The sequence below is a fragment of the Hydrogenophaga palleronii genome (genome assembly GCF_031457455.1).
In the GTDB taxonomy this organism is placed as follows: Bacteria; Pseudomonadota; Gammaproteobacteria; order Burkholderiales; family Burkholderiaceae_C; genus Hydrogenophaga; species Hydrogenophaga palleronii_A.
Genome location: NZ_JAVDWU010000001.1, coordinates 463371 through 484795 on the forward strand (window position 1 = coordinate 463371; position 21425 = coordinate 484795).

19 protein-coding genes and 1 tRNA gene are annotated in these 21425 nt (G+C 63.3%); 15 read left to right on the forward strand and 5 right to left on the reverse strand.

Translation table 11 applies throughout. The features are described from left to right. Position 1: 1 nt before the first annotated feature. Genes J2W49_RS02170 through J2W49_RS02180 form a run of 3 tightly spaced genes read right to left on the reverse strand, consistent with a single transcriptional unit; the run spans position 2 to position 3092 of the window. Positions 2-601 carry a peptidylprolyl isomerase gene (locus J2W49_RS02170; RefSeq protein WP_310311165.1) on the reverse strand — a complete coding sequence of 200 codons (600 nt, stop codon included), beginning with the start codon at positions 599-601 and terminating at the stop codon, positions 2-4. Beyond that, positions 598-2139: a L,D-transpeptidase family protein gene (locus J2W49_RS02175; RefSeq protein ID WP_310311168.1), complete on the reverse strand. Its 1542-nt coding sequence runs from the start codon at positions 2137-2139 to the stop codon at positions 598-600. The genes J2W49_RS02170 and J2W49_RS02175 overlap by 4 nt, the downstream gene beginning before the upstream one ends. Then, positions 2106-3092, reverse strand: coding sequence for a nuclear transport factor 2 family protein (locus J2W49_RS02180; RefSeq protein ID WP_310312113.1), 987 nt, complete (start codon positions 3090-3092; stop codon positions 2106-2108). Before J2W49_RS02180 ends, J2W49_RS02175 begins: the two co-directional genes overlap by 34 nt. Before the next feature lie 325 nt (positions 3093-3417). On the opposite strand from J2W49_RS02180, the gene cysS reads away from it, so the two are divergent. The 7 genes from cysS (at position 3418) to J2W49_RS02215 (ending at position 10251) form a co-directional block, all read left to right on the forward strand. Further along, on the forward strand, positions 3418-4815 hold the full coding sequence (cysS, locus tag J2W49_RS02185) for a cysteine--tRNA ligase (RefSeq protein ID WP_310311171.1): 1398 nt from the start codon (positions 3418-3420) through the stop codon (positions 4813-4815). Beyond that, positions 4815-5465, forward strand: coding sequence for a DNA-3-methyladenine glycosylase family protein (locus tag J2W49_RS02190; protein ID WP_310312116.1), 651 nt, complete (start codon positions 4815-4817; stop codon positions 5463-5465). The genes cysS and J2W49_RS02190 overlap by 1 nt, the downstream gene beginning before the upstream one ends. A gap of 95 nt (positions 5466-5560) precedes the next feature. After that, positions 5561-6550 (forward strand): acetyl-CoA carboxylase carboxyltransferase subunit alpha, encoded by a 990-nt coding sequence (locus J2W49_RS02195; RefSeq protein WP_310311174.1) that lies wholly within the window; start codon positions 5561-5563, stop codon positions 6548-6550. A 268-nt stretch (positions 6551-6818) separates the two neighbouring features. After that, positions 6819-7709 (forward strand): tRNA lysidine(34) synthetase TilS, encoded by an 891-nt coding sequence (gene tilS / locus J2W49_RS02200; RefSeq protein WP_310312120.1) that lies wholly within the window; start codon positions 6819-6821, stop codon positions 7707-7709. Positions 7710-7806: 97 nt separating this feature from the next. Continuing rightward, complete coding sequence (locus J2W49_RS02205) at positions 7807-9087, forward strand: aspartate kinase (RefSeq protein WP_310311177.1); 1281 nt, start codon at positions 7807-7809, stop codon at positions 9085-9087. Between the two features lie 48 nt (positions 9088-9135). Next, positions 9136-9228 (forward strand) — tRNA-Ser (locus tag J2W49_RS02210). Between the two features lie 111 nt (positions 9229-9339). Next, entirely contained in the window at positions 9340-10251 is a 912-nt protein-coding gene (locus tag J2W49_RS02215) for a DMT family transporter (RefSeq protein WP_310311179.1), read from the forward strand. 28 nt (positions 10252-10279) lie between these two features. Here the strand turns inward: J2W49_RS02215 and J2W49_RS02220 are convergent, their stop codons facing one another. After that, on the reverse strand, positions 10280-10747 hold the full coding sequence (locus tag J2W49_RS02220; RefSeq protein ID WP_310311181.1) for an RNA-binding S4 domain-containing protein: 468 nt from the start codon (positions 10745-10747) through the stop codon (positions 10280-10282). A gap of 40 nt (positions 10748-10787) precedes the next feature. Between J2W49_RS02220 and J2W49_RS02225 the strand changes: the two genes are divergently transcribed. The 8 genes from J2W49_RS02225 to J2W49_RS02260 all read left to right on the forward strand — a co-directional run bounded on the left by J2W49_RS02225 (position 10788) and on the right by J2W49_RS02260 (position 20284). Next, positions 10788-12254 carry a sigma-54 interaction domain-containing protein gene (locus tag J2W49_RS02225; RefSeq protein WP_405000968.1) on the forward strand — a complete coding sequence of 489 codons (1467 nt, stop codon included), beginning with the start codon at positions 10788-10790 and terminating at the stop codon, positions 12252-12254. 192 nt (positions 12255-12446) lie between these two features. Then, a complete protein-coding gene (locus J2W49_RS02230; protein ID WP_310311187.1) occupies positions 12447-13649 on the forward strand; it encodes a substrate-binding domain-containing protein in 1203 nt (400 codons plus the stop codon). A gap of 212 nt (positions 13650-13861) precedes the next feature. Continuing rightward, on the forward strand, positions 13862-15370 hold the full coding sequence (locus J2W49_RS02235) for an extracellular catalytic domain type 2 short-chain-length polyhydroxyalkanoate depolymerase (RefSeq protein WP_310311189.1): 1509 nt from the start codon (positions 13862-13864) through the stop codon (positions 15368-15370). A gap of 25 nt (positions 15371-15395) precedes the next feature. After that, positions 15396-16163: an ABC transporter ATP-binding protein gene (locus J2W49_RS02240; RefSeq protein ID WP_310311191.1), complete on the forward strand. Its 768-nt coding sequence runs from the start codon at positions 15396-15398 to the stop codon at positions 16161-16163. Between the two features lie 106 nt (positions 16164-16269). Then, on the forward strand, positions 16270-17004 hold the full coding sequence (locus tag J2W49_RS02245) for an ABC transporter ATP-binding protein (protein WP_310311193.1): 735 nt from the start codon (positions 16270-16272) through the stop codon (positions 17002-17004). 82 nt (positions 17005-17086) lie between these two features. Continuing rightward, entirely contained in the window at positions 17087-18040 is a 954-nt protein-coding gene (locus tag J2W49_RS02250; protein WP_310312123.1) for a branched-chain amino acid ABC transporter permease, read from the forward strand. A 135-nt stretch (positions 18041-18175) separates the two neighbouring features. Beyond that, positions 18176-19327, forward strand: coding sequence for a branched-chain amino acid ABC transporter permease (locus tag J2W49_RS02255; RefSeq protein WP_310311195.1), 1152 nt, complete (start codon positions 18176-18178; stop codon positions 19325-19327). Between the two features lie 18 nt (positions 19328-19345). Next, a complete protein-coding gene (locus J2W49_RS02260; protein WP_310311197.1) occupies positions 19346-20284 on the forward strand; it encodes an alpha/beta fold hydrolase in 939 nt (312 codons plus the stop codon). 41 nt (positions 20285-20325) lie between these two features. On the opposite strand, the gene hemH is transcribed toward J2W49_RS02260, so the two are convergent. After that, positions 20326-21417, reverse strand: a complete 1092-nt coding sequence (hemH, locus tag J2W49_RS02265) for a ferrochelatase (RefSeq protein WP_310311199.1) — start codon at positions 21415-21417, stop codon at positions 20326-20328. Between the last annotated feature and the right edge of the window lie 8 nt (positions 21418-21425).

Sequence of the window (21425 nt, forward strand, 5' to 3'; positions counted from 1 at the left end):
TTCATTTCTCCAGAGTGGCTTGGGTGATGGTGATGGGAGTTTTGGGTACGTTCTGGTGTCCACCCTGGTTGCCGACGGCTGCGTTGCGGATCTTGTCGACCGTGTCCATGCCCTGGATCACTTTGCCAAAGACCGTGTAGCCGTAGCCGTCGGGTGCGGGTGCGTTCAATCCGGCGTTGTCGACCACATTGATGAAGAACTGCGCCGTGGCGGAATTCGGGTTCGCGGTGCGAGCCATGGCAATGGTGCCGCGGTCGTTCTTCAGTCCGTTGCTGGCTTCCAGCGGAATGGGCGAGCGAGTGCGCTTTTGTTGCAGATCGGGCGTGAAGCCACCACCCTGGATCATGAAGTTGCTGATCACGCGGTGGAACACGGTGCCGTCGTAGTGCTTGTCTCGCACATACTGCAGGAAATTCTCGACCGTCTTGGGGGCTTTGTCGGGGTACAGCTCAAGCACCACGTCGCCCATCGAGGTGCTCAGCTTGACCTTGGGTGCGGCAGACGGCGATTGGGCCAACGCGGGCAACAAGGTGAAGGAGAGCAGGCCAGAGATGACCAGAGTGCCAAGGCGCCTGCGAGCGGGCTGCGATACGTGTTTCATACTTGTCCTTCAAAAAAAATCTTCCACTGGCCATTTTCAAGGCCCCAGTACTGGCGCTTGGTCACACCGCGAGATTGACCCTCCGCCACCTCGCCGAAAGTGACCACCATGGTGTCTTCACTGTCGCGCCAGCGCAGCACGGACAGATCCTTGAGCTGGATGGTGCGGTCGCCCTTGTTGCGGAGTTCGCTGTCCACGCGCGCCCACCATTGATCCGGGTTGCGCCCCGCGCTGCGGAACTGGTCAGAGTAATAGGGCTTCAACCCCTCCATCATTCCCAGGCTTTTGGCGTTGCGCCAGGCTTCCAGGGTGGCATGGAAGGCCTTGCGGTCCGGGTCCAGCGCATCGGGTTTCACCCATCGCAACTCCTGGGCAATGATCACCGGCGTTGAGCGAATGGCGACCGTGGCCAGCAAACGCTGAAGGTCCGGGTTGGACAGCACCACGCAACCGTCAGAGGCTTGAGGCGCGCGCACAAACTGGGCGCGCGGTGTTCCGTGCAGCCAGATGCCGTGTCCGGTCTTGCCCCGGCGCACATCAAGAGCATTGGGGTAGTTGATGGGCAGAGCCCCTGCGCCGTAGAGGTCGGGCAGGTTGGCAGGGTTGAGGTTGCTGGTGATGTAGTAGACCCCGAGCGGCGTGCGCTGATCACCTTCCACCACCTTCTCGATGCCTGAAAGCCCCACTGAAATATAGAAGTCGCCAATCAGGCGCAGTTGCGGCGTGGGTGGCTCACCCATTGCCGACTCGCTGGAGGCGAGATTTTCAAACAGGTAAAGACGCGATCTGGACGCGTCAACCGCAATGACATGCCGGCTCCTGGGGCCAAGGGCCAGGATCTGGTCGGGCATTGTGCCTGCCGGGGGGCGCTCCGTGAGCGCACGCAGCCTGCGGCTGGACTCGTCGCGCAAGGCCGCCAACTGCTCCCGGGCAGCGAGGGCTGTGGTGTCCGGTACGTTGCCCAGCTGACGAACGGGATGCGACTGCAGCGTGAGCAGGTCACCCAGAACCAGTTGGGCCAGTTGAAAGTTCGGGTGCGCCGTCACCAGGTTTTCGGTCAAGTGCAAGGCTTCCCTGTGCCTGCCCTGGCCAATGCGCTGGTAGATCTCGATCAACCTGGCCTCGGCTTCACCCAGCAGTGGCAGCACGTGCTGGAAGCTCTCGTCGGTCAAGCTGATGGAAGTCATTCCATTGCCGGAAGATGAGACCGCACTGAGGGGCGTGCTCACCACTTTGGCCTGCGCGCTTTCGATGAATGAGGGGAGGGCGTCCAGGCCACCCCGTGTGGTGGCGCCATCGTCTTCCGAGCCCGCGCGGGAGAATAACGACCCGGCTTCAGACCACAGGGCACTGTTGCCCAGCACGAACATGAAGCCCAGCAGAGCGGCCGCGCCAATGGCCAGTTGCAATGAACCGCCTCGTTTGAGCCCGGTGACCGGTGTGACTGCCGGCACAGGCAGCTGCAGACTGGCATGGCCAGTCTGCGAAGCGCGCGAACTGGCCATCAGGATCCCGTGGATTCCTTGACGATCAGCCATCGGTTTCCGCTCCTGACCAAGTCAAGGGTCTTCAGGCTGGTGACGTTCAGGGTGTCTGATGTGTAGACCTGCCGGAACCGCGCGGTGGCCCGATCGCCGTTGACTGCCACGTCCAGATCGTTGACTTCAACATTGATGCGCTGCCGGGGCACGATGCGCGCGCGCCGTTCGGCTTCCCAGTCGCTGCGCGCCTGACCACCGGTCGGCGTGAAGCTGGGTGCATAGGCCCCGAGGTAGTCCGGCATGCTCTTGTTCGACCATGCCTGTGCCCATTTCTGCACAGCGCTTTCGACGTCGGCTTGCCCGGCACCTCCGGTAGCGGCAGGCGTGGCAGGCGCGACCGGCGTGGCGGGGGCGGCCGCAACAGCGGGGGCTGGAGGTGCCGCAGATGTTGCAGGTGCTGCAGCCACCTTCTCGGCCTGGGCGGAGCGGCTATCGGCCGAAAAGAGGCTCCGGATCAGGCTGAGCTTGGGGGCCGCGCCTGTGTTGCCGGCATCCAGCTGAAGCGCCTTGCTGTAGGCCTGGCTGGCCAGCTTGGCGTACACGTCACCCAGGTTCTCGTGGGCGGTGGCGTAGCTGGGGTTGGTCCTGATGGCCATCTCGAGCGCGGCGCGCGCCTTGTCGAACTGGCTCTGGCCCGCGTACAGCACGGCGAGGTTGTTGTAGGGCTCTGGTAGCTCCGGATAGTCCTGGGTCAGGCTGAGAAATGCGGCAATGGCTTCGCTGGTCTTGCCGGATTCCGTCAGGATCACGCCCTTGAGGAAACGCATCTGCGGGTCGGCAGGCTTGGTGGCCAGGTACTGGTCGGTCTTGGCAAGGGCTTCGTTCAGTTGCCCAGCACGCACAAGCCGATTGACGTCGGCGTACGGGTCTGCCTGGGCCATCACAGCTGTGCTGCCGAGTGCCGCTGAAACCGCCAGCGACACGGCCAACCGGCGCAGGCTGGAGCGCATGCCACCGGGGGTGGCCGGGCCTGCCTCATGGTTCTGAAAAAACGGAGATTTCGTCGAATGGAACATGAGACCTCAGGGGCTGACTGGATATGAACTGGCCATGCAACAGGACCCTGGATCAACGATCATCAGGCCCGATGGACACACTGGCACAGCGCCGGGCTGGCTATACTGGCGCATTGTATCTGAGGGGTGTCGGTGTTCGACCCTTGCCCGCCCGGTGACTCCGGGGGAGGGCAAGCGGTAATGCAACACTCGGGCTGAAGCAATGGCCATGCGGGTCGTTTGCCTGGCGCAACAGATGCTCCCCCCTCTTTTCCCTCCCATGACTTTAAGAATCTACAACTCGCTATCGCGACGGCTGGAAGATTTCCAGCCCATCGAACCCGGGCACGTGCGCATGTACGTTTGCGGCATGACCATCTACGACCTGTGCCATGTGGGGCATGCGCGGATGATGATGGCGTTCGACGTGGTTCAGCGCTGGCTGAAGGTGAGCGGTTACAGGGTCACGTACGTTCGCAACATCACCGACATTGATGACAAGATCATCCGGCGTGCCCTGGAGCGGGGCATCAGCTTGCGCACGCTGACGGACGAAATGACGGCAGCCATGCACGAGGACATCGGTGCCTTGGGTATCGAGCCCCCGACACTGGAGCCCCGCGCCACCGAGTACATCCCGCAGATGCTGAGCCTCATCTCCCGCTTGCAGGACAGGGGGCTGGCCTATCAGGCCGACAACGGAGATGTGAACTTTTCGGTGCGCAAGTTCGAGGGCTACGGCAAGCTGTCGGGCAAGTCGCTGGACGATTTGCGCGCGGGTGAACGGGTGGCGGTGGCCCAGGACAAGGCCGATCCACTGGATTTCGTGCTGTGGAAATCGGCCAAGCCCGATGAACCTGCTGAGGCCAAATGGGAGAGCGCTTTCGGCCCGGGGCGGCCCGGCTGGCACATTGAGTGCTCTGCCATGTGCAGTGCCACGCTCGGCGAAACCTTCGATATCCATGGCGGAGGCGCCGACCTGCAGTTTCCTCATCACGAGAATGAAATTGCGCAGAGCGAGGGTGCCAACGGCAAGCCACTGGCCAGGTTCTGGGTGCACAACGGCTTTGTGCGGGTGGACAACGAGAAGATGTCCAAGAGCCTCGGCAACTTCTTCACCATCCGCGAGGTGCTGGTCAAATACGACCCGGAGACGGTGCGTTTCTTCATCTTGCGGGCCCACTACCGCAGTGCACTGAACTACAGCGATGTGCATCTGGACGATGCGCGTTCGTCGCTCAAACGTTTGTACACCGCACTCAGTCTGGTCCCGTTCAACAAGCTCTCGGTGGATGCCATTGACTGGCAGCAGCCGCACGCGCAGCGCTTCAAGGCGGCCATGGATGAAGATTTCGGGACGCCGGAGGCGGTGTCCGTGTTGTTTGATCTGGCCAGCGAAGTCAACCGCCACAAGGATGCGGCCAGTGCGGCACTGCTGTGTGCACTGGGTGGCACATTGGGTCTCCTTCAGGTCGACCCGGCGAGCTATCTGCAGTCGGGTGGTGTCCGTGCACAAGAAGGTCCGTCTGACGAAGCGGTGCGGTCCTTGATTCAGCAGCGGGCCGCCGCCAAGCAGGCCAAAAACTTCGCAGAAGCCGATCGCATCCGTCAGGAACTGGCAGCGCTCGGCATCGTGCTCAAGGATGGCCCTGCCGGCACCACTTGGGAGCGGTCCTGATGGCGCCGGTGGCCATGCCGGTACCGCTGCAGGACGCGCCTGAGTACTGGGTCGAGGCCTGTCGCCATCTGATCAAGCGCGACCGGGTGATGAAAAAACTGATTCCACAGCACGGTGGTGTGTGCCTGCAGTCGCGCGGCGACGCGTTCGTCACGCTGGCGCGCAGCATCGTGGGCCAGCAAATCTCCGTCAAGGCCGCCCAAGCGGTGTGGGACCGTTTTGAAGCCCTGCCCAAGAAGATGGTGCCGGCGCAGGTGCTCAAGCTCAAGGTGGACGACATGCGCGCAGCCGGTCTGTCTGCCCGCAAGGTGGAGTACCTCGTCGACCTGGCGCTTCACTTTGCCAACAACCAGGTGCACGTCGGTGCCTGGGCCGACATGGACGACGATGCCATCATCGCCGAGCTGGTGGCGATTCGCGGCATCGGCCGCTGGACGGCGGAGATGTTCCTGATCTTTCACCTGATGCGTCCCAATGTGCTGCCCTTGGACGATGTCGGGCTTCAAACGGGCATCAGCCGCTGCTATTTTTCAGGAGAGCCTGTCAGTCGCAGCGAAATACGTGAAGTGGCGGCCAACTGGGCACCCTATTGCAGCGTGGCGACTTGGTATATTTGGCGCTCGCTGGACCCGGCCCCGGTCGCGTATTGATCAAAAGACGTCGTTGTCGCAGACTCCCGCCCCACAGGATGCCCAATTCCTTCGCATGTGGGCTGCGGACCATCACAAGACCACAGGAGTGAACCTTGGCCAAAAAGAACTTTCTCGATTTTGAGCAGCCCATTGCCGAACTCGAAGGAAAAATTGAAGAACTCCGGTATGTGCAGACCGAATCGGCCGTGGACATCTCTGCGGAGATCGAACAGCTTTCCAACAAAAGCCTGCAGCTCACCAAGGACATCTACAGCACGCTGTCGCCTTGGCAGATCACGAAGATCGCCCGGCATGCGGACCGCCCTTACACGCTGGACTATGTGCGCGACATCTTCACGCACTTCGTCGAACTGCACGGCGACCGCCATTTTTCAGACGACCTGAGCATCGTGGGCGGCCTGGCCCGCTTCAATGGGCAACCCTGCATGGTGCTCGGCCACCAGAAAGGCCGCGATACCAAGGAGCGCGGGCTGCGCAACTTCGGCATGACCAAGCCCGAGGGCTACCGCAAGGCCTTGCGGCTGATGAAGCTGGCCGAAAAATTCAAGCTGCCTGTGTTCACTTTCGTGGACACGCCCGGTGCCTACCCGGGCATTGACGCCGAAGAGCGGGGCCAGTCGGAGGCGATCGGGCGCAACATCTTTGAAATGGCCCAGCTGGAAGTGCCCATCATCTCCACCATCATTGGTGAAGGTGGTTCCGGCGGTGCGCTGGCCATCTCGGTGGCCGATCAGGTGCTGATGCTGCAGTACTCGGTGTACTCCGTGATCAGCCCTGAAGGCTGTGCGTCCATCCTCTGGAAAACCAGCGACCGTGCCAGCGATGCGGCTGATGCGCTGGGCATCACGGCGCACCGCCTCAAGGCATTGGGGCTGGTCGACAAGATCGTGAACGAGCCCGTGGGCGGGGCGCATCGCGATCACAAGCAGATGGCCGCCTTCCTCAAGCGCGCGCTGGGCGATGCCTGGCGCCAGCTGGCCGATCTCAAGGTGAAAGAGCTGGTGGATCGACGCTATGCGCGCCTCAACAGCTACGGCCGCTACACGGACACCAAGGTCGACAGCAAAAACGACAAGCGCTGAGAGACTGAGAGTCTTTTGCTCATGTCCGCTCACCACCCCAAAACGCACCCGCTAGTCTCTGCAAACGCGCGCCATAGAACGAGCTATGGCTGTGCTTTGCGCCTTGATCGGGCACGTTTTGGCGCGTTGCTCGGACACGCCCAAAAAACTCTCAGCCTCTGAGGTGATCGCCCGGCCTGCGCCACCCGACGCCTGCGAAAAGGCGGTGGGCGATTGGTGCGGGCAGTTTCTCAGAACCGACAACCGCGCTGGCGAAGAAGCCCCTTGTATGGCCGTGGCCTACAGTGCGGGGGCCGATTCCACCGCCCTGCTGTTGGCCGTGCAGCGGCAGTGGCGGGGCAGGGTGGTGGCCTTGCATGTGCACCATGGCTTGCAGGCCGCCGCCGATGACTTTGAAGCGCGTGCCCAGGCACTCTGCGCCTCGCTTGGCATCGAGCTGCATTCGGCCCGGCTGGATGCCACGCCTTCGCCTGGACAAAGCCCGGAAGACGCTGCGCGGATCGCGCGCTATGGCGCATTGGCCCAGCTCGCACAACAGGCGGGGGCCGCCTGCGTCCTGCTGGGGCAACACGCAGACGATCAGGTTGAAACCTTGCTGCTCGCGCTGAGCCGTGGTGCCGGTTTGCCCGGGTTGGCGGCCATGCCCGGCCGCTTCATGAGGCACGGCATGTGCTTCGGCAGGCCTTTTCTTGACCTGCCAGGCGCCACCCTGCGCGCCTACGTGACGTCGCAATCCGTGGCTTTCGTGACCGATCCCACCAACGCCGACGAGCGGTACACGCGCAACCGGATTCGAGCGGTGCTGTCGCCCGCCTGGGAGCGGTGTTTCCCCGGGTACAGACCCATGTTGTTGCGCAGCGCCCGGCATGCCGCACAAGCGCAGAGTCTGCTGGAAGATCTTGCCCGACTGGATCTGGAGCGGGTGGGGTCGCCTCCTTCCATCGCTGCCCTACAAACGCTTGCGAGGGAGCGCCAGGCCAACGTGGTGCGCTACTGGTTGCGAACCAGCGCCCAGGTGGCGCCCAGTGCGGCGCAACTGGGTGAGCTGCTCGACCAGGTGGGCTGCTGCACCACGCGCGGCCATTCCATCTGGTTAAAGGTGGCCAATGGGTTCGTGTGCCGATCAGGCGATCGGCTGGTTTACCGGCCGTCGATATAATCAAAGGCTTTGTCCGACCGCGCGCCAGGCGCGGCCCGAGCCGTCTGGGTCCCAGGCGCAGCGGGTTGCACCTCCGAGCATCTTCCCGACACACGCAATGGCATTGATCGTTCACAAGTACGGTGGCACCTCCATGGGGTCGACCGAACGCATTCGCAATGTGGCTCGCCGCGTGGCCAAATGGCACCGCGCCGGCCACCAGATGGTGGTGGTGCCCAGCGCCATGAGCGGTGAAACCAACCGCCTGCTGGGGCTGGCCAAGGAACTTGCCCCCGGCCAGACCAACGCCGCTCACGACCGCGAGCTGGACATGCTGGCCGCCACCGGTGAGCAGGCTTCATCGGCCTTGCTGGCGATTGCGTTGCAGGCCGAGGGTCTGGAAGCGGTGAGCTACGCCGGATGGCAGGTGCCCATCAAAACCAACAGCGCCTTCACCAAGGCCCGCATCGAATCCATTGACGATCAGCGCGTGCGTGGCGATCTGGATGCGGGCAAGGTGGTGATCGTCACCGGCTTTCAGGGCATTGACCCGGACGGCAACATCACCACGCTGGGGCGTGGCGGCAGCGACACCTCGGCCGTGGCCGTGGCCGCAGCCCTCAAGGCCGCAGAATGCCTGATCTACACCGATGTGGACGGTGTCTACACCACCGACCCGCGCGTGGTTCCCGAAGCGCGCCGCCTGGCGCGCGTGAGCTTCGAGGAAATGCTCGAGATGGCCAGCATGGGTTCCAAGGTGCTGCAGATCCGCTCAGTGGAGTTCGCGGGCAAGTACAAGGTGCCCCTGCGCGTGCTCTCCAGCTTCACGCCCTGGGACATCGACCTGACCGAAGAGGCCGCCTCCGGCACCCTGATCACTTTTGAGGAAGACGAAGACATGGAACAAGCCGTTGTTTCCGGCATTGCGTTCAACCGCGACGAAGCCAAGATTTCGGTGCTGGGCGTGCCCGACACCCCGGGCATCGCCTACCAGATTCTTGGCGCGGTGGCAGAGGCCAACATCGAGGTGGACGTGATCATCCAGAACCTGAGCAAGGGCGGGCTGACCGACTTCAGTTTCACTGTGCACCGCAACGACTACCAGAAGGCACTCGACCTGCTCAAAGCCAAAGTGGTGCCGGCGCTGGGCGCTGCCGAGGTGGTGGGTGACGCGAAGATCTGCAAGGTGAGCATCGTGGGCATCGGCATGCGCAGCCATGTGGGCGTGGCCAGCCGCATGTTCAAGTGCCTGAGCGAGGAACGCATCAACATCCAGATGATCTCTACTTCAGAGATCAAGACCTCCGTGGTCATCGACGAGAAGTACATGGAGCTGGCGGTCCGCGCTCTGCACCGCGAGTTCGATCTGGACCAGACCGCCGACACGATTTCGGGCTGATACCTGCTGCGTGATGGCCTCGGTAGATGAGGCATAATACGCAGCTTCGGAGCGATGACCGAGTGGCCGAAGGTGCTCCCCTGCTAAGGGAGTATGGGGTGTAGAGCCTCATCGAGGGTTCGAATCCCTCTCGCTCCGCCAGACTGAAGCCTAAGTGACTTGTTCACTTAGGCTTTTTTCTTGGGCGTTTTCAAGGCTTTGCTTCTTGTCGGTGCCAACACTTTTTCGCTTGCCATCAGAACCCTTCCACCCATGCGCACCCCGCCACCCTTGATGGCCCTTTCGGGCACCGCCTTCGCGATCTTGCTGCTCATCGCCTTCATGATGGGCGCGAATCATGTGGCCGCGCGGATCGCCTTCGATCATGGCGTCGATGTGGCCACGGCGGTGACGTTTCGAAGTGCCGTCACGGCCTTGGTGGTGGTGGCGCTGCTGCGAATCTACAAGGTGCCTTTTCAGTTGACCGCACGCCATCGCCGCGCCCTGCCTGCCATGGGGTTGCTGGTGGGCATTCAGAGTCTGTGTCTGTATTCGGCCGTGGCCCGTCTGCCCGTGGCCATTGCGCTTCTGGCCTTCAACACCTACCCGCTGTGGACCGCCTTGTGGGCCCGTGTGGTGTACGGCCAGAAGCCGCCACCCAGCCTGGTGCGCGCCATGCCGGTGATGCTGTTCGGTCTGGCGCTCGCACTTGATGTCCTGGGTGCCTCATCCGGCCTGGGTGCGTCAGGACAGTGGCAGCAGATCGGTGCAGGCGTGGCGTTCGCCCTGACCGCGGCGGCCACGTTTGGCCTGGCGCTGGTGCTTACCCAGCACGAGACCGGTGATCTGGACGGGCGCTTGCGCACGGCGAGCACCATGGGCATCGTGGCGGTGCTGGCCCTGGCCGGCGTGGCCTCCCAGGGCGGCTTTCAGCTGCCACAGGCCCTGGCAGGGTGGTGGGGGCTGGTGGGCCTGACGGTGTTGTACGGAACGGCCTTCACCATCATGTTCACCGTGCTCCCGCGTCTGGGTGTGGTGGGCAATTCGGCCATCATGAACATCGAGCCGATTTTTGCGCTGGTGCTGGCCTGGGCCATTCTGGGGCAGGCGATTGCACCGGTGCAGGTGCTGGGGGGGCTGGTGGTGGTGGCCACGGTGGTGTGGCTGGGGCTGCGCAAGAACTGATGCCGTTCCTGACGGCGACTGGGCTTGCTCAATCGTCCACGGATGCGCTCCACCGGTCGTTCCAGGGTGCTGCGCCGGGGCGGTCACGCCGGTCACGCAGTTGATCGATGTCGCGCCGGTCGCGTTTGGTGGGGCGCCCAAGCGGCTGTGAATGCGCGGGTTCGGGTGCCAGGCGACGTCGCTCGGCGTTCTCTGCGCGCCGTGCGATGGATGCAGCGGTTTCTTCAAAGAGCAAGGCCGCCACGGGGGCCGGGCCACGCACGCCACTGACGCCGCGAACCACGATGGTCCTCGTTCCGTCTGAATGGCGAAGCTCGATCGTGTCGCCCGTGCGCACTTCTCGCGACGGTTTGGCCGCCTGGCCATTGACCTGAACCCGGCCTTTGTCGATTTCATCGGCGCTGAGCGCGCGGGTCTTGTAGAAGCGGGCCGCCCAGAGCCATTTATCGAGACGGACGCGAACGGACGGGGTGGCGGAGCCGGGGTGAACAGGCATCGTGCTTGAGGTCAGCTGGTGAACACGACCGAAAGGTAACATGCCGGGCATGACCCAAGACGACCGTCTGCCGCGCGACGCGCAAAGCATTCTTGAGCTGGCCGCCCGGTCCATGTTCGACCTGTTTGCCAACGCCAGCGAGGGCATGATGCTGGTGGACCGCAATGCACGGGTGGTGTGGATCAACGACCAGTACCGCCGCTTTCTGCCGGCCCTGGGTTTTGAACGCGAAGAGGATTTTGTCGGGCATCAGGTTTCCAGCGTGGTGCAGAACACCCAGATGCATCAGGTGCTGGCCACGGGAAAACCCATCCTGATCGACCTGTTGAGCAACAAGGCCGGCACCTTCGTGGTGAGCCGGATTCCCCTGCGCGACGAAGCGGGAGAGGTGATCGGCGTGCTGGGCATCGTGCTGTTTGACCACCCGGAGACCACGCTGCAGCCGCTGATCACCAAGTTCGCCCGCCTGGAGCAGGACCTGAACGACGCAAGGCGCGAACTCGCCAATCAGCGTCGCACCAAGTACACCTTTGCCAGTTTCGTGGGGAGCAGCCCGGGCGCGCTGGAGGTCAAGCGCCAGGCGAGACGGGCGGCGCTGTCGGCAAGCCCCGTGTTGCTGCTGGGGGAGACCGGCACGGGCAAGGAGTTGCTCGCGCATGCCATTCATGCAGCATCGCCCCGGGCCGGTCGACCCTTTGTGAGCGTGAACATGGCGGCCGTGCCCGACACCTTGCTGGAGGCCGAATTTTTTGGTGTGGCGCCCGGCGCGTTTACGGGGGCCGACAAGAAGGGCAGGGACGGGAAATTCAAGCTGGCCGATGGAGGCACCCTGTTTCTGGACGAACTGGGTGACATGCCACCATCGGTGCAGGTGAAACTGCTGCGCGCGCTGCAGGAGGGCGAGATCGAGCCGCTGGGCTCCAACAAGATCGTACGGTTTGACGTGCGGGTGGTGGCAGCCACTTCTCGCGATCTTCAGCAGATGGTGCGCGACGGCGATTTTCGCGAGGACCTCTATTACCGTCTCAACGTTTTGCCCATTCGCGTGCCGCCCCTGCGTGAACGCCGAGGCGACATCCATCTGCTGATCGAGGCCTTGTGCGAGGACATTGCCGCCAGAGGTGGCGGGCCACAACTGGAGCTGACCGCTGACGCGCAGGCATTGCTGGCAGCGCAGGTCTGGCGCGGCAACATCCGCGAATTGCGCAACGTGCTCGAACAGCTGGCCCTGCGCAGCGACACCCACCACATCGAGGCCGCACAGGTGGGCGCGGTGCTGGCCGAGGCTGGCCTGACCCTCATGGAGCCGATGGCGGTGTCGTCGTCTGCGCCAGCGTTACCGGAGCCGGGGTCGGCGTTCCGGCCGCTGCCCGAACAGATCGCCGAACTGGAGCGCAGGGCCATTCGCGAAGCGCTCGCGCGCACCGACGGCAATCGCGCCGCGGCTGCAAGATTGCTGGGCATCTCGCGAGCCAGTCTGTACGATCGCTTACAAGCAATGCTGTAGATGTCTGAATTTCAGTCATGTGTCTTGTTTTTAGACATATTTTCTTGACTGATTTGTCTGAATTTCAGACGTTGCATTGGAGTAGGCGTAAAAAATCTGAACAAAATCAAACAACTTGTCTGTTGGCACGAAGCCTGCAATGAAAAGGCACGGCGCATCGCGCTGTGCTTCCATTCCAACAGGAGACAAGACATGACAAACCCCACCCGCCGTCTGGCGGTCATCGCACTCGCCTGCGCCGCTTCCCTTGCTGCTTCCGTTGCCACGGCTCAGGCCAGCAAAGGCGAAATCCGCATTGCCCACGTGTACGACAAGACCGGCCCGCTGGAGGCCTATGCCAAGCAGACGCACACTGGGCTGATGATGGGGTTGAGCTACGCCACCCAGGGCACGATGATGGTCAATGGCAAGAAGCTGGTGGTGATCGAGAAAGACAGCCAGTTCAAGCCCGATGTGGGTAAGGCCCAACTGGCCGCCGCCTATGCCGACGACAAGGCCGACATCGCCATTGGCCCGACCGGCTCCGGCGTGGCATTGGCCATGCTGCCGGTGGCCGAGGAATACAAGAAGATTTTGCTGGTGGAGCCCGCCGTGGCCGACTCCATCACCGGCGACAAGTGGAACAAGTACATCTTCCGCACCGGCCGCAACAGCAGCCAGGACGCCATTTCCAATGCCGTGGCGCTGGACAAGGCCGGCACCACCATCGCCACCCTGGCGCAGGACTACGCCTTCGGCCGCGACGGCGTAAAGGCCTTCAAGGACGCCATCAAGAACGCCAAGCTGGTGCACGAGGAGTACCTGCCCACCAACACCACCGACTTCACCGCCGGTGCCCAGCGCCTGATTGACAAGCTCAAGGATCAGCCCGGTCGCAAGGTGATCTTCATCATCTGGGCCGGTGCGGGTAATCCGTTCAAGATCGCCGATCTGGATCTCAAGCGCTACAACATTGAGATCGCCACGGGCGGCAACATCCTACCCGCGATGACGGCGTACAAGCAGTTCCCGGGCATGGAGGGCGCGAGCTACTACTACTTCGGCCTGCCCAAGAATCCGGTGAACGACGCCATGGTGGCCGAACACTACAAGCAGTTCAAGGCACCGCCCGACTTCTTCACCGCCGGCGGTTTCTCTGCCGCCATGGCGGTGGTCACTGCGCTGAAGAAGACCGGTGGCGACACCAACACCAACAAGCTCATCCAGACCATGGAAGGCATGAGCTTCGACACGCCCAAGGGCACCATGACCTTCCGCAAGGAAGACCACCAGGCCATGCAGAGCATGTATCACTTCAAGATCAAGGTCGACCCGGCGTTCGCGTGGGGCGTGCCGGAACTGGTGCGCGAGATCAAGCCTGAAGACATGGACGTTCCCATTCGGAACAAGCGCTGAAAGCGCTTGACCCCCTGCGCCGCTGAGGCGGCTTCCCCCTGAAAGGGGGACAACACGAGCGGCCCGGCAGAGCCGGTTCCGCCGTGTTCCTGGAAGGGTGCATTGCGCTCCGACCAGCTCATTTCTGATCGCCAAGGAACCCCTGGAGACACAGGGGCAGGAGAGGTTTCGCCCGAAAAGACCCGCTCTTGAACACCCCAGGAGACAAACCCATGAGCTTCCAGCCGCTTCGTTCGCTTGCCGTTTTTGCCACGCTCTCTGCGATTTCTGCCAGCACCGCATTCGCGGCCATCAACCTGCCTGCCTACAACGTGGACACCAACCAGACCACGGTATCCGGCCTGTCTTCTGGCGGCTTCATGGCCAACCAGCTGGGGGTTGCTTATTCCTCGCTGTTCAAGGGTGTGGGCGTTTTTGCCGCCGGGCCGTACATGTGTGCGGGCCTGAGCAACTACACCTCGTGCATGTACAACGCCAGCATCTCCAGCACGGCTTTGGCGAACATGCAGAACCGCATCGACACCTGGAGCGCCAGCGGGGCCATCGACAACAAGTCGAACATCGCGGGGCAGAAGGTGTACCTGTTCATCGGCACCAGTGACACCACCGTGGGTCAGAACCCCACCACCGCGCTCAAGACGCAGTACACCAACAACGGCGTGCCCGCGGCCAACCTGGAGCATGTGGTGCGCAGCGGCGCGGCCCACACCTTCCCCACGGACTTTGACAGCACCGGGAACAACGGCTGCGGCAGTGCCGCCTCGCCCTACATCAGCAACTGCAGTTACGACGGCGCCAAGGCGGTTCTGCAGAAGTTCTACGGCACCTTGAACCCGCGCAACAACGCGCCAGCGGCGGGCAACTACATCGAGTTCAACCAGACGCAGTTCACCACCAACCCGGGCATGGCTTCGACCGGCTGGGCTTACGTGCCGGCGAACTGTGCCAGCGGCAGCCAGTGCAAGGTGCACGTGGCATTGCACGGCTGCCAGCAGAGCACCGACAAGATCGGCGACAAGTTCGTCAAGAACACGGGCTACAGCCGCTGGGCCGACACCAACAGCATCATCGTGCTGTTCCCGCAGACCAAAACCGACAACACCAGCCGCAGCACAGCGGCCAGTGGCTCGCTGGCCAACCCCAACGCTTGCTGGGACTGGATCGGCTGGTACGGCGGCAACTTCGCTCAGAAGGCCGGCACGCAGATGGCTGCCATCAAGGCCATGGTGGACCGCGTGTCTTCCGGCACGGGCTCCGGCGGCGGCACACCGGCCCTGCCAGCACCCACTGGCGTGACCACCTCCAACCCCACCAACACCAGCATGACGGTGACCTGGAACGCAGTGAGCGGAGCCGACAGCTACAACGTCTACCGCAACGCCAACAAGACCAACGCGCTGCCGGTGACCGGCACCAGCTTCACCGACACCGGCCTGGCCGCAGCCACACAGTACAGCTGGACGGTTCGTGCGGCTGATGAAAACGGCATCGAGGGCGCCGTGTCGGCGGCCGCCACCGGCACCACCACCGGCAGCGCGCCACCGCCGGCCACCTGCTACACGGCCAGCAACTACGCACACACCACGGCGGGACGTGCCTATGTGGCGGGGGGGTACACCTATGCCAACGGGTCCAACCAGAACATGGGCCTGTGGAACGTCTTCACCACCCGCACCTTGAAAATGACGGGCACCAATTACTACGTGATCGGCACCTGCTGAGCCAAACCATCCCTCCAAGGAGACCATGAGCTTGTTATCCACCCAGAACCTGACCGTGCGCTTCGGCGGCCACGTGGCGGTCAACAACGTGACCTGTGCTTTCGAGCCCGGCACGCTGACCGCCATCGTGGGCCCCAATGGCGCGGGCAAGACGACCTACTTCAACCTGATTTCAGGGCAGATCAAGGCCAGCGCCGGCAGCGTGATGCTGGGTGGCAAGGACATCTCCGCCTTGGGCGCGCCTGCGCGTGCACAGGCCGGTCTGGGCCGGGCGTTTCAGCTCACCAACCTGTTTCCCAACCTTACCGTGCGGGAGAACGTGCGGCTGGCGGTGCAGGCGAGGGCGGGTGCGGGTCTGAACTTGTGGCGCATCTGGAGCGACCGGCGCGATCTGACCGAGAAAGCAGACGAGGTGCTGGCGGCGGTGGCTCTGTCGGATCGACGCGATGCCCTGGCTTCCAGCCTGCCGCATGGCGACCAGCGCAAGCTGGAGGTGGGCATTCTCATGGCGCTGGAGCCGCAGGTGTTCATGTTTGATGAACCCACGGCCGGCATGAGCGTGGACGAGGCGCCCGTGATCCTGAACCTGATCCGCAGCCTCAAGGCCGACAAGACCAAGACCATCCTGCTGGTGGAACACAAGATGGACGTGGTGCGCGAACTCTCGGACCGCATCATCGTGCTGCACAACGGCGAACTCGTGGCCGACGGCGAACCTGCCGCGGTGATCGCGTCGCCGGTGGTGCAGCAGGCCTACCTCGGCATCAACCCTGAAGAGGAAGCGACCGCATGAAACAGCCCTCACCCCAACCCTCTCCCGCAAGCGGGAGAGGGAGCCAGAGTCCCGTGCATTTCCCCCTCTCCCGCTTGCGGGAGAGGGCAGGGGTGAGGGTGCCGGCATGAGCAATCTTTTGAGCCTGAGGGGTGTTCACACCCACATCGGGGCTTACCACATCCTCCACGGCGTGGACCTCGTGGTGCCCGCCAACCAGCTCACCATGCTGCTCGGCCGCAACGGTGCCGGCAAGACCACCACGCTGCGCACCATCATGGGCCTGTGGCATGCCAGCCAGGGCAGCGTCACGCTGGACGGGCAGGACATCACGCAGAAACCCACGCCTGAAATCGCCCAGTCGGGCGTGGCCTATGTACCGGAAAGCATGGGCATCTTCTCTGACCTGTCCGTGCGCGAGAACATGCTGCTGGCCGCCCGTGGCGCACGCAAGCTCGACGACATCGACACCGATCGGCTGGAGTGGATCTTTGGCCTGTTCCCCGCCATGAAGAAGTTCTGGCTGCACCCTGCGGGCAAGCTCAGCGGCGGGCAGAAGCAGATGCTGGCAGTGTCGCGCGCCATCATCGAGCCGCGCAAGCTGCTGCTGATCGACGAGCCCAGCAAGGGCCTGGCGCCCGCGATCATCCAGAACATGATCGAGGCGTTTCGCCAGCTCAAGGCGGCGAACACGACCATTCTGCTGGTGGAGCAGAACTTCAACTTCGCCCGCCAGCTCGGCGATTCGGTGGCCGTGATGGACGACGGCCGCGTGGTGCACAGCGGGTCTATGGCCGAGCTGGCTGCCGACGAAGCGCTGCAGGCCAGGCTGCTGGGCCTGAGCCTGGGAGCACACCAATGAACCCAGGGAAACGTATTCCCCTGCATGCCGACGAATCGGGAGACATCGCGTGATTCAACTCAAGGAACTCGACTGGAAGCCCATGGCACTGGTGCCGGCGCTGGCACTCATTGCGCTGCCGCTCACCGGCAGCCCTTCCACCTGGCTCACGCTCACGGTGGCGGGGCTGGCCATGGGCATGATCGTCTTCATCATTGCTTCCGGCCTGACGCTGGTGTTTGGCCTGATGGACGTGCTGAACTTCGGCCACGGCGTGTTCATTGCGCTGGGCGCCTTTGTGGCCACCACGGTGCTGGGCACCATGGGCGGCTTCACCACCAGTGACAGCCTCTGGCTCAACCTCATGGCGCTGTTCCCTGCCATGCTGGTGGCCATGGCGGTGGCGGGTGCCATCGGGCTGGTGTTCGAGCGCTTCATCATCCGCCCGGTGTACGGCATGCACCTCAAGCAGATCCTGATCACCATGGGCGGCATGATTATTGGCGAAGAACTCATCAAGGTGTTCTGGGGGCCTGAGCAGATTCCGCTGCCCCTGCCCGAAGCGCTGCGCGGCTCCATCCTGCTGGGCGACGCGGCCGTGGCCAAGTACCGGCTGCTGGCCGTGATCGTGGGCGCTGCGGTGTTTGCCGCCATGGTGTGGACGCTCAACAGCACCAAGGTGGGTTTGCTGATCCGTGCCGGCGTGCAGGATCGCGAAATGGTCGAGTCCCTGGGCTACCGCATCAAGCGCCTGTTCGTGGGCGTGTTTGTGGTGGGATCGGCGCTGGCCGGCCTGGGCGGCGTGATGTGGGGTCTGTACCAGGAGTCGGTGATTCCGCAGATGGGCCACCAGGTCAACGTGCTGATCTTCATCGTCATCATCATCGGTGGCCTGGGCTCCACGCTGGGTGCGCTCATTGGCGCCTTGCTGGTGGGCCTGATGGCCAACTACACCGGCTTTCTGGTGCCCAAGGTGGCGCTGTTTTCCAACATCGCGCTGATGGTCGCCATTTTGTTGTGGCGGCCGCAGGGTGTGTATCCCGTCACGAGTCGATGACACCCCCCCGCGCCGCCTTCGGCGTCACCCCCCAGGGGGCGCAGCCCTTGGACCGGCGGAGCCGGATCTTCGGCTGCTGCTGGATGGCGGGTTCGCGTTCGACGCGGGTTGGCATCCATATCCAAGAGGCTTTTCATGTTGAGTAGATTGCTTTCCAACGACCTTCCGCGCAGCCGCTGGCTGGTGGCGCTGCTGGTGGTGCTGTTCCTGGGTCTGGCGTTTGCGCCGTTCCTTTTTCCGGGTGTGAAGGCGCTGAACGTGGCGGCCAAGGTGCTGATCTTCATTGCGCTGGTGGCGAGCTTTGATCTGTTGCTGGGCTACACCGGCATCGTGAGTTTTGCCCACACCATGTTCTTTGGCATTGGCGCCTATGGCGTGGCCATTTCGCTCAGCGCGGCCGATTCACCGACATGGACCGCGCTGCTCACTGGTGTGCTCGCGGCACTGGTGGTGTCGTTGGTGCTGTCGCTGGTGATCGGGCTGTTCTCGCTGCGGGTCAAGGCCATCTTTTTTGCCATGATCACCCTGGCGGTGGCCACGGCCTTTCTCACGCTGGCTTCTCAGCTCTCTGACTTCACCGGTGGCGAAGATGGGCTCACATTCCGTGTGCCCGAGTTGCTGCAGCCTGGCTTCTCCCTGCGCGAGGAGCCTTTGCTCACACCGCTGGGCGAGGTGGATCTGAACGGGCGCTTCATCAGCTACTACCTGATCTTCGTTTCCGTGACCGCCATCTTCCTCACGCTGCTGCGCATCGTGAACTCGCCGTTCGGGCGCGTGCTGCAGGCCATCCGCGAAAACGACTTCCGCGCCGAGGCGCTGGGGTACCGCACGGTGATCTACCGCACGCTGTCCAACGTGCTGTCGGCCAGCTTTGCCACGCTGGCAGGGTGTCTGCTGGCGATCTGGCTTCGCTACAACGGGCCGGACACCTCTCTCTCGTTCGAGATCATGCTGGACATCCTGCTCATCGTCGTGATCGGTGGCATGGGCACGATGTACGGCGCGGTGATTGGTAGCGTGCTGTTTGTGCTGGCGCAAAGCTACTTGCAGGATCTGCTGCGTGTGGCGGGCAACGCGACCGAGGGCATCCCGCTGCTGCCCGCATTGCTCACCCCGGATCGGTGGCTGCTGTGGATGGGCGTGCTGTTCGTGCTGTCGGTGTACCACTTTCCCACGGGCATCGTGGGCCGGTTGAGGGAGCGAACCGCCAGAGCGCTGCGTTCGTCGCAAGCACCCACCGATGGTGGTACCGGTAGCCCGACCCAACCGATCGCTCGGCGCTCTTGAACAACACAGCAGGTTCACATGACCACATCAGCCATTGTCCAATCGCGCTACCTTGCGTGCGAAGGCCGCGAAATCCACTTCATGGACTGGGCGCCCGCCACCCCCAACGGATCGACCGTGGTGGCCTGGCACGGCCTGGCACGTACCGGGCGCGACATGGACCCGTTGGCGGCCCATCTCACCGCACTGGGTTACCGGGTGATCTGTCCCGATACCATCGGGCGCGGGCTGAGCCAGTGGAGCCCGGACCCGCAAGCCGAATACTGTCTGGATTTCTACGCCCGCATTGCCACGGCCCTGGTGGACCAGTTGAAGCTGGAGCGATTTTTATGGGTGGGCACGTCGATGGGCGGCGCCATCGGCATGGTGTGCGCCGCTGGCCTCTTGCATGGTCGCATCCAGCGACTGGTGCTCAACGACATTGGCCCCAAACTGGCCGAGGCAGCGGTGGAGCGTATCCGCAGTTATGCCGGGCATCCGGCCGCGTTTGCCACAGTGGGTGAGCTGGAGCAGTACTTTCGCACCGTGTACAAGCCTTACGGCTTCCTCACCGATGCGCAATGGATCCTGCTCACCGAAAGTTCTGCCCGCCGCCTGCCCGACGGCCGTGTGACGCCTCACTACGACCCCGCCATGGTGCAGCAGTTCGTGCACCACCCGGCCGATTACGACCTGTGGGACACCTACGACCGCATCGATGTGCCGGTGCTGTGCCTGCGCGGTGCCGAATCCGATCTGCTGCTGTCAGACACCGCCGAGGCCATGCGCGACCGAGGCCCGCGTGCGCTGGTGATCACCATTGCAGGTTGTGGACACGCGCCAGCGCTCAATGTGCCCGAACAGCTGGATCTGGTGCAGCGCTTCCTAGCGGACGGGCAGGTCCAGCCTGCCGAGTTGCATGCCTTGCTGGAACAGGGCGCTGCGTCTGGCGAGCGTCCTTTGCCGATCGGGCACTGAACAGCGCCGGCGTTGAGTGGGTTGGACGGAGCGAGGTGCGCTCAATCCTTGGCGCCCAACGCCAGTGCACGCTCGCGGCTGTCCTTGAGTGCCATGGGGTCGTCGGCCTGTTTCGTTGGCCAACCCTGCAGGTGCCGCTCGGTCAGATCGGCCAGCGCCCGGATCCAGTCGGGGCTGTCGTTGAGGCAGTCGATGTAGTGAAACTGTTCACCACCCGCATGCAGAAAGGCTTCGCGGGCTTCCATGCGGATTTCTTCCAGCGTTTCCAGGCAGTCGCTGGTGAAACCCGGGCAGATTACATCCACCGTTTTGACGCCTTGTTTGCCCATGGCGATCAGCGTGGGCTCGGTGTAGGGCTCCAGCCACTTGGCTTTGCCGAAGCGCGACTGGAATGTGAGCTTGTAGCGGTCCTTGGGCAGACCCAGCCGTTCAGCCAGCAGGCGCGCGGTCTTGTGGCACTCACAGTGGTAAGGGTCGCCCAGTGTCAGGGTGCGCTCGGGCACGCCATGGAAGCTCATGACGAGCTGCTCGGCCTGCCCGTGGTGCATCCAGTGCGCCCGCACCCGCTTGGCCAGCGCCTCGATGTAGCCCGGGTCGTCGTGATAACGGTTGACGAAGCGGAATTCGGGCAAGTGGCGGCGCTTCATGCCCCACTGCACGGCCGCGTCGAACACGCTGGCGGTGGTGGTACCGCTGTACTGCGGGTAGGCGGACAGAATGAGCACGCGCGTCATGCCCTCTTTTTTGAGTTCGTCCAGCACCGCCGGAATGGACGGGTTGCCGTAGCGCATGGCGTAGCGCACGCTGACCTGGTGGCCGCGTTCGCCCAGGTAGCCTCGCAGCAAGGTGGCCTGTTTCTCGGTCCACACCTTCAATGGCGAACCCTCGGGTGTCCAGATGCTGGCGTACTTGGCTGCCGACTTTTTCGGGCGCACGCGCAAGATGATGCCGTGCAGGATCAGCCACCAGACTGCTTTGGGGATCTCGACCACACGGTGGTCCCCCAGGAATTCGCTGAGGTACCGGCGCAGGGCAGGGGCTGTGGGTTCGTCGGGGGTGCCCAGGTTGCACAGCACGATGGCCGTTCGGGCGGCCTGACCATGCGAGTAGGAGGGTTCGGGCTGGAATGGCATGCGCTATT